Consider the following 6,345-nt stretch of genomic DNA (forward strand, 5'->3'; position numbering starts at 1 on the left):
TTATAAACCTCTGAACGACTAGACTTTCTATTCTTTAAAAGCCCATAAATTGAACAAGGTATGCTGTGCACAAGAAATTGTCCAAGTAAGCTTCCAGATCGTGACTCATAAAGCCATTTTAAGAAGCCCTCTCCAAATACCTGTTCTTGCGTCAACTCCGAACGCTCAGCATCAAAATAATTTACTATACTCTCTCTAGACACGACGCATCTCAATTGTAGATTCCCATAGTATAGATTAAGATAATCGCGTTATTTCATAAACTAGGTAAGAATTAATGAAAAAAGTTGATAAATTCTCTCAAGAGCTAAGTAAGTCAATTGTTCAAAATCCAATTCGTTGGATTATCTTTGCGCTCACTATCCTACTCATCGCGGCCTCGGGTCTTTATAAAATCAAAACAAATTTCTCGGTTAAGGTTTGGTTACAACCAGAAGATCAAAGGATCCACGATCTCGAGTATCACGAAGCGACTTTTGGAAGTTCAGATACCATTGATGTCATTGTCTACAATAAGAAAGGTATCTTTAACAAAGAAACCATTGAGACGATACAGAAAATAACTGATCAAATGTGGCAAGTAACAGATGTTGTTCGTGTTGAATCACTAACGAATGCAAACTGGATTGATACCCTTGAAGACGATATCAATATCTCTCCTTTCTTTGACGAAGAAACTTCACTTGATATTGAGAACCTCAAGAAGAAAAGAGATATGGCCGTCAATGATGAGCAAATGAAGAACAACTCCATCTCTCATACGGGAAATGTCGCCTATATTCGAAGCTTTTTAAGAGTTTATAAGAAAAATCCCGCCTATAAACAGATTGTAAATGAAGTCGAAGAACTTACGAAGAAATTTGAAACAGAAGATATCAAAGTTCACCACAGTGGTATTGCCTATATTAATGAGTCCCTATCAAGGGCCTCTGATAGAGATATGAAACTGGTATTCCCAGTTGTTGTTCTATGCCTTGTTCTTATTCTTGCACTTTTCTTTAGATCATTCTTATCTATTGTCTATCCCTTTGCCCTTATTGGGGTTTCAATTATTGCAACCTTTGGAATTGAAGGACACCTTGGATTAGAATTTAATAATATTCTTTCAGCCGTGCCAGCAGTACTCATCGCAATAGGTTTAGCAGATGCCGTCCATATTCTTATTAGCTATCGTCACAATATAGTTTTTGAACATGAAGACAATATAACTGCGGCCATTCATGCTCTGAAGAAAAACTTTATCCCAACAGTCCTAACAACTGTCACGACTTCTATTGGTTTTTTCAGTTTAACGACTGCTGAGATTAGGCCGATTCACGATTTAGGACTTCTAAGTGGATTAGGTACGGTACTAGCTTGGATTTTTACCTATTTTCTTCTTGGGCCACTACTCAAGTTTATTAACTTTAAAAAGAGAGAAATCAACGAAGACCTTTCTGAACTTTCTTTCCTTTATAACTTCTGCTTTAAGCATAAGAATTGGATTAATATTTCGCTACCCCTACTTGGTATCGTCATGGCCTTCTATGGTTCAAAGAATATCATTAACGCTGACCCAGTAGAGTACTTTGATGACTCAACACCAGTAAAAAAGACCTTCAACCTAGTTAGAAGTGAGTTTGGCGGGTCTCGTGCTATAGAGATGGTCTTTGATAGCGAAAAGCCTGAAGGAGTTAAGGACCCAGAGTTTTTAAATAAAGCAGACAAGCTTATTAATTGGATTAACGAAAATCCAAAAGTTGTCCGCGTAAACTCTCTTATCCAAATTATCAAGAAGATGAATCAGACTCTTCATGAAGGAAAGGCCGAATACTACGCCATCCCTGAAACAAGAAGGGCCGTGGCAGACCAGCTCTTCCTCTACACTCTTGGATTACCAGAGGGAATGGATCTAAAAAACCAACTCTCTTTAGATAATAGAAAATTTAGAGTTATAGTCATGTGGGATGTCAATGACACGATGAACTCAATTGCGGGAACTCAAAAGATTCTTGATAAGGCCAAAGAGATTGGAATCAATGTTTACGAGGCCGGTCAATCTCCTATTTACAACAGAATTAATGACCTCGTTGTTCAAACTTTTATCAGTTCAATGAGTATCTCAATCCCAGTGATATTCTTTATTATGCTCATTGTTTTTAGAGACTTTAAGCTTGCAGTACTCTCACTTATTCCAAATATCTTTCCACTCGCTACGGCCAGTGGGATTATGTACTTTAATGGTGACGAAATCAATATCGGTAATGTTATTGTCTTCAGCGTCTGTCTTGGTATAGCCGTCGATGACACCATCCACTTTATCGCCAATTATAAGATTAAAAAGAGTCATGGAATGTGCGGTGTCACGGCCCTTAAGTCAACTCTGGCCCAAACAGGGAAGGCCCTTATTTTAACAACAATTATGCTTATGTTTGGTTTTGGAATGTTCGTCCTAGGTGAATTTGTTCCGAATCAAAAATTTGGTGTTTATTGTGCAGTGATCCTATTCCTAGCGCTCGTCTCAGACCTCATCCTTCTTCCAGCTATTTTATTAGCGACTGAGAAAAAAGAAGAATCTGAGGAATTGAAACTTGCCACATCACAAAACTCTTAGATAAAAGAGCTGATGGAGTGCCTATGTACGATTATGATGAGCAGAGAAATAAAGTCAAAGACAAGAAGGTCAAACAATCTTCTTTGACTGAAAAACACCTGGAAGAAAAGAAGTCACTAGGAAGAAAACCCGAGTGGCTGAGAGTCGATATTCCTTCAGGTGAAAACTATAAAGAAGTTAAGAAAGACCTTAGAGATAAGAAGCTTTGGACTGTTTGTGAAGAAGCAAGCTGCCCCAACCTCTCGGAGTGTTGGAGTGCAAAAACTGCGACAATGATGATTCTAGGAGGAACTTGTACAAGGGCCTGTAAGTTTTGTCATGTGGATACTGGGAATCCTCAAGGGGTTGTCGACTTTAATGAGATATCCAATGCCTCTAAGATGGTTTCGACAATGAGCCTCAAGTACCTAGTCCTAACAAGTGTTGATAGAGATGATCTGCCAGATTTCGGTGCCGGTCACTTTGCCAATATTGTAAAGAGAATTAAGAAAGATCACCCAGAAACTTTAGTGGAAGTTCTTATTCCAGACTTTGACGCCTGTGAAGAACACATGGACACACTGGCTAAGAGCTCGCCATTTGTCATCGCTCAAAATATAGAAACAGTTAAAAGATTGACTCATCCGGTGAGAGATCGCCGTGCTGGTTATGAGAAAACGTTAAACTGTCTTAAATACTATTCTACGAATTACCCACATATTGCGACGAAATCATCTCTCATGTTAGGTCTTGGGGAAACTCATGAAGAAATTCTTGAAACGATGAAAGACTTAAGAGCTGCTGGTGTAAAAGTTTTAACTCTAGGTCAATATCTAAGACCGACAATGCGTCACTTAGCAGTAGAAAAATATTATAGGCCTCAAGAGTTTGACCACTACAAGGACATCGCACTAGAGATGGGCTTTGAGTTTGTTGCAAGTGGACCTCTCGTTAGAAGTAGTTACAAGGCCGCTGATTACTTAAACCACTTAAAGGCCCAAGGTCATGAGCTTTAATCAACTTCTAAAAGATCATCAGATTCAGGAATCAGATATTTTGGTTAATGGGAATAACCATATTATTACTAAGCTTAATTGGGATTATGATAAAGCGCTTGAGTTTCAAGTAGCGGCAAACCAGTTTGTTTATGAGAATCCTGAATATTGTCTCTATATCCTTACGTCTCATCCAAGAGTTCTCACGATGGGTAGAGGTCTTCAAAGGGGTATGATTGAAAAGCATAGCTTAGTTGAGTTTGACCAAGAACTAAGTGAAAAACTTCCCGTTGAAGTCTTCAATGTTAAACGTGGAGGCGGACTAACCTTTCACCATCCAGGGCAAATTGTTATTTATCCAATTATTCATATCGCTCACCAAAGAATAAAAACAATACAGCTTATGAATAAAATTTTTCAGGTGGCAAAAGAAGTTCTTGAAGAGCAGTCTTCGATTACTGATCTTGACTACGAAAGAGATTTACTTGGGCTTTGGAAAGATCACCACAAGCTTGGTTCAATGGGAATCCAACTAGTGAAATTTGTCTCACTCCACGGACTTGCTTTAAATATCCAAAGAGATGAAATTATCGAACAAGTCTTAAAAGATGTTTATCCATGTGGACTTAATGGATTGATATACAAGTCTTTGGAAGAGTTAACACAGCTCAACTACAGTGATCTCATCAATACTTTTAAAGATCGTCTTATTTCACTCAGATTGAATGAGACGGTCTAAATGACTTTCTACAAGGAAAGGGCAAAGCTCTAGTTGCTTATATTGATTATACTGCTCAAGATTATGCATAATCTCGGCCTTACAAAAGATATTTGGAATGATTGCCTTATTGCAAAGCTGAAAGAGAACGAAGACCTCTTCAGGTGCGAGATCATTTTCAACTCTTAGTCTATTATTTAACTCTTCTACTTCTTGCGAAAACTCTTCGCTATAGTTGCTATAAATTCTCACAAATAGGATAATAAGATTAAAGGGAACGAATACCCAAGACATTAAAATATTGAGAAAAATATAGAAGAACGATGACACAATTCGAATTGGCTTAGGGTCGACATTTCCAAAGAGATCTATGTGGATATTCACCTTAGCGACATTCTTTTTAAAATGACCAGAATATCTCTTCGTCGATAATTTTACATAAGCCAGAGCGAGGATTAGATTAATCCCAACTCCAATTGAATAGAATTGTAATAGGTTGTCTTTCATATTTTTGCCCTGTTAGAATATAAAAAACTACTATTAAGTCACAAGACAAGATTTCTTGACTTAAACTTGAACAAGATCGAAACCACTAAAAGGATTTTATGGAAACGCAGAACATCTTAGAGCTTTTAAAGGCATTCTTGGCCTTTTGCACAAAAACACTCTTTGAACTTCAAGGAACAAAGATCACCCTCGCCTCTATTATTCTTGGAATCTTTATCTTTATGACGGCAAGATACCTCTCACGCATAAGTGAGAGACTGATGCACCGTTTTGTTTCTGACCGTGGTCTAGAAATTGGTGTCACAACATCAATCGCCAAGATCACCAGATACTTTGTCCTAACAATTGGGATTATTATTACCCTCGACACTCTAGGTGTAGATATGAAGTCCCTCGCGGCCCTTGGTGCCGTCTTAGGGGTTGGGATCGGTTTTGGTTTACAGAATATCACGCAGAACTTTATCTCAGGGATTATCATCCTCTTTGAAAGACCTGTTAAAATCGGAGACCTTGTAAGTGTTGATGGGGTCAACGGAAGAGTTGTCGACATTGGCTCGCGCTCAACTCGTGTCCTAACCAGAGACGATACAGCGATTATAGTCCCAAATAGTAAGTTCATCTCAGATAATGTTATCAACCAAAGCTTCACTGGCGAGATTATTCGCTACAATGTTAATGTCGGTGTGGCCTATGGAAGTGACACTAAAAAAGTTGAGCAAGTCATGCTTGAAGTGGCAAAGAACGCAGATGGAATTTTAAAAGACCCTGCACCGCAGGTCTTCTTTGAAGACTTTGGAGACTCTTCTCTTAACTTTTCTCTAGCCGTATGGGTCCGTGAACTATGGCACTCGAAGAAAAATTCTTTCTGATGTTCGTTTTAGTATCGATGAAGAATTTCGTGAGAATAATATCGAAATCCCTTTTCCACAAAGGGATATTCATATCAAATCGCAAGTTAATCCTTAGCGGGTTTCTTGTACTGCTTCTTAGGTGGGGCCGGCCTTCTAGGTCCCCTTTCTTGACAATTAGACCATTGAGAAATTTTCTTAGAACCTGATCACCACATTCTTTATAATTTGGGTGATCTTCTTTTCGAAATAACGCAGAAAGTTCAGCTTTAGACATTTCAAACTCAGAAAGCTTCAAGATCTCAATGATCTCAAAATCCTTAAGCGAAAGAGCAATTCTAATTTTCTTTAATATATCGTTATTTGTTAATGCCATCGAAACTCCAATTATTTGTCAGAACCTATCTAACTTAGACTCCGATGGCAACCAAGTATTGAAAATGGGGTAAAAAGAATAGAGATTAGTGATATGTTGGAGTCAGAGACACCTTACAACTAAGGTGCCCATAATCTCCAGAAATACTCGTAATATGTAAGCTAATATTTTGACCACTTTCTAGAAGCTCAAGAACCTCTTGTGAAACCTCGACAGGTAAAACACCGATATCTTCTCCCCATGCTGTTAAAACACTCAGAGAATGATCCTCGCAAAAATGAGAGCTATCAATAAATAACCTATCTCCATTTCACAATCCATAAGAAGAT

Annotated in this window: 6 protein-coding genes; 4 read left to right on the forward strand and 2 right to left on the reverse strand. The window is 38.2% G+C overall.

The features are described 5' to 3' along the window. Positions 1-277 precede the first annotated feature (277 nt). Genes M901_RS04690 through lipB form a run of 3 tightly spaced genes read left to right on the forward strand, consistent with a single transcriptional unit; the run spans position 278 to position 4,306 of the window. Positions 278-2,593 carry an RND family transporter gene (locus tag M901_RS04690; RefSeq protein WP_021277033.1) on the forward strand — a complete coding sequence of 772 codons (2,316 nt, stop codon included), beginning with the start codon at positions 278-280 and terminating at the stop codon, positions 2,591-2,593. 23 nt (positions 2,594-2,616) lie between these two features. Then, the gene (lipA, locus tag M901_RS04695; RefSeq protein WP_021277036.1) at positions 2,617-3,588 is read left to right on the forward strand and encodes a lipoyl synthase; all 972 of its coding nucleotides are present in this window, start codon (positions 2,617-2,619) and stop codon (positions 3,586-3,588) included. After that, positions 3,578-4,306, forward strand: a complete 729-nt coding sequence (gene lipB, locus M901_RS04700; RefSeq protein WP_021277034.1) for a lipoyl(octanoyl) transferase LipB — start codon at positions 3,578-3,580, stop codon at positions 4,304-4,306. Before lipA ends, lipB begins: the two co-directional genes overlap by 11 nt. Here lipB and M901_RS04705 read toward each other — a convergent pair. Next, positions 4,280-4,792 (reverse strand): hypothetical protein, encoded by a 513-nt coding sequence (locus M901_RS04705; protein WP_021277039.1) that lies wholly within the window; start codon positions 4,790-4,792, stop codon positions 4,280-4,282. The genes lipB and M901_RS04705 overlap by 27 nt on opposite strands. Before the next feature lie 98 nt (positions 4,793-4,890). On the opposite strand from M901_RS04705, the gene M901_RS04710 reads away from it, so the two are divergent. Then, a complete protein-coding gene (locus tag M901_RS04710; RefSeq protein ID WP_021277038.1) occupies positions 4,891-5,661 on the forward strand; it encodes a mechanosensitive ion channel family protein in 771 nt (256 codons plus the stop codon). On the opposite strand, the gene M901_RS18345 is transcribed toward M901_RS04710, so the two are convergent. Continuing rightward, the gene (locus tag M901_RS18345) at positions 5,600-6,016 is read right to left on the reverse strand and encodes a DUF1456 family protein (protein ID WP_081653350.1); all 417 of its coding nucleotides are present in this window, start codon (positions 6,014-6,016) and stop codon (positions 5,600-5,602) included. The two genes, M901_RS04710 and M901_RS18345, sit on opposite strands and share 62 nt — an antisense overlap. Between the last annotated feature and the right edge of the window lie 329 nt (positions 6,017-6,345).

Source organism: Bacteriovorax sp. DB6_IX, from assembly GCF_000447775.1.
Lineage (GTDB): Bacteria > Bdellovibrionota > Bacteriovoracia > Bacteriovoracales > Bacteriovoracaceae > Halobacteriovorax_A.